Source organism: Streptomyces graminilatus (assembly GCF_001418565.1).
GTDB classification, from domain to species: domain Bacteria; phylum Actinomycetota; class Actinomycetes; order Streptomycetales; family Streptomycetaceae; genus Streptomyces; species Streptomyces graminilatus.
This window is the reverse complement of record NZ_LIQQ01000809.1, coordinates 1-1,472: the sequence shown is the minus strand read 5'-3', so window position 1 is coordinate 1,472 and position 1,472 is coordinate 1. Positions and strand designations below refer to the sequence as shown.

2 protein-coding genes are annotated in these 1,472 nt (G+C 76.2%); both read right to left on the bottom strand.

Features of this window, described 5'->3' with window-relative positions; translation table 11 throughout:
- Positions 1–54: 54 nt before the first annotated feature.
- A complete protein-coding gene (locus tag AOK08_RS41780) occupies positions 55–1,194 on the bottom strand; it encodes an SIS domain-containing protein (protein ID WP_055535796.1) in 1,140 nt (379 codons plus the stop codon).
- 28 nt (positions 1,195–1,222) lie between these two features.
- The gene (locus AOK08_RS44315) at positions 1,223–1,393 is read right to left on the bottom strand and encodes a Trm112 family protein (RefSeq protein WP_079054586.1); all 171 of its coding nucleotides are present in this window, start codon (positions 1,391–1,393) and stop codon (positions 1,223–1,225) included.
- Positions 1,394–1,472: the final 79 nt, after the last annotated feature.

The following is a 1,472-nucleotide window of genomic DNA, read 5'->3' as shown; positions in this document are numbered from 1 at the left end:
GTGGGGGGCGGGTGGAGGTGAGGGTGGAGAGAGGCGCGGATAGGGCGGTTCCGGTCAGGTTCCGGCCGTCAGTGCCAAGTACACCGCCGCGAAGTCCGTGGTGGCGATCAGTTCCGCCAGGGTCTCCAGTTCGGCGCCGTCCTCCGGTTCGATTTCGCTGATCGCCGTGTCGTGGCCGAGGGCGAGTTCGCGGGCGGCGGGGGCGGCGCTGAGGCCGCCGGTCGGGCGGTCGCGGAGCAGTACCACGCGCGCGTGCAGCGCGGGTGCCTCGCTCACCCGGTCCCGGAAGAAGTCGTCGGGGTCGGCGCCCGCGGCGAGCCTGCTCGCGAGGAGGGCGCCGTGCCCGGCCAGCGCCTCGGGGAGTTCGGCGGCGAGCGCGGGGCGGCCGGCGAGTTCGGCGAGGGCGGCCGCGAACCGGCGGCCCGCGGGCCCGGCCGACGTGCCCTCGGTCCAGATCACCGGAAGCGTGTCCGCGAGTTCGGCGGCGAGGGTCTTGGCCGGATTGCTGTACGTCGCGATGGCCGGGCCGCACCGTTCGGCGATGCGGTCGAGGCGGTCGGCGACCTTCTCCAGCGCGTCCGGCGGGGCGGTGAGCAGGCCGGTGCGGTCGAGGAGCGCCAGCAGCGGGGTGAGCAGCGCCCACAGGACGCCGGGGGCGGACGCGGCGGGCGGCTGGTCCGCCTCGTCCTGGTCGTACGGGGCGGTGGCCATCCGTACGAACAGGCCATGGGCCGCGCCCTGCACCGTCTCGGTGAGCGGGGTGTCGGCGGGGGCGACGGCGACGACCGTGCAGCCTCGGCGGTAGGCCTGCTCGGCGAGCAGGGACAGGCCCGGTTCGGTGCCGTCGGGGGTGGCGATCAGGAGCAGGTCCACGGAGCCGGACCAGCCCGGCAGCTCCCAGCGCAGGGCGCCTGCGGCGGGGGCGACGCCGGTGGGGGCCAGGCGGACGACGGGGCTGGTCGCGCCGGCGAGGGTGCCGAGGAGGTCGGCGACGCAGGTCGCGGCTGCGCCGGGGCCCGCGATCAGGACGGCGCGGGGGCGGCCGTCCGGTCTCAGGTCGTTGATGCCTGCTTCCGCCGCGTGGCGGGCGGCGGTGCGGACGCGGGCGCCTGCCTCGGCCGCGCCGCGCAGGAGGCCGCGGCGGTCTGCGTCCGCCAACGCCGCGGGGGCGTCGAGCAGCGATTCGTCGAGCATGGGTGGCACCTCCGATCGCCGGGCGGGCTTACGCGGGGCGGCGGGCCTCGTCGACGAGCAGTACGGGGATTCCGTCCCGGACGGGGTATGCCAGGCCGCAGTCCTGGCCTGTGCAGATCAGCTCGGACTCCTGCTCCTTGAGGGGGGCGTGGCAGGCCGGGCAGGCGAGGATCTCCAGGAGGCCGGCTTCGAGCGGCATGGGGTGTCCCTTCGGGGGTCCGGTGATGTGGCTGATGTGGCCTGGTCAGGGTACCGCCGTGGGAGGTGGGGTGTCGGGG

Bases quoted from the DNA above. Each gene is read 5' to 3' on its own strand.
- AOK08_RS41780 (WP_055535796.1), bottom strand. From the start codon at position 1,194: ATGCTCGACGAATCGCTGCTCGACGCCCCCGCGGCGTTGGCGGACGCA.
- AOK08_RS44315 (WP_079054586.1), bottom strand. From the start codon at position 1,393: ATGCCGCTCGAAGCCGGCCTCCTGGAGATCCTCGCCTGCCCGGCCTGC.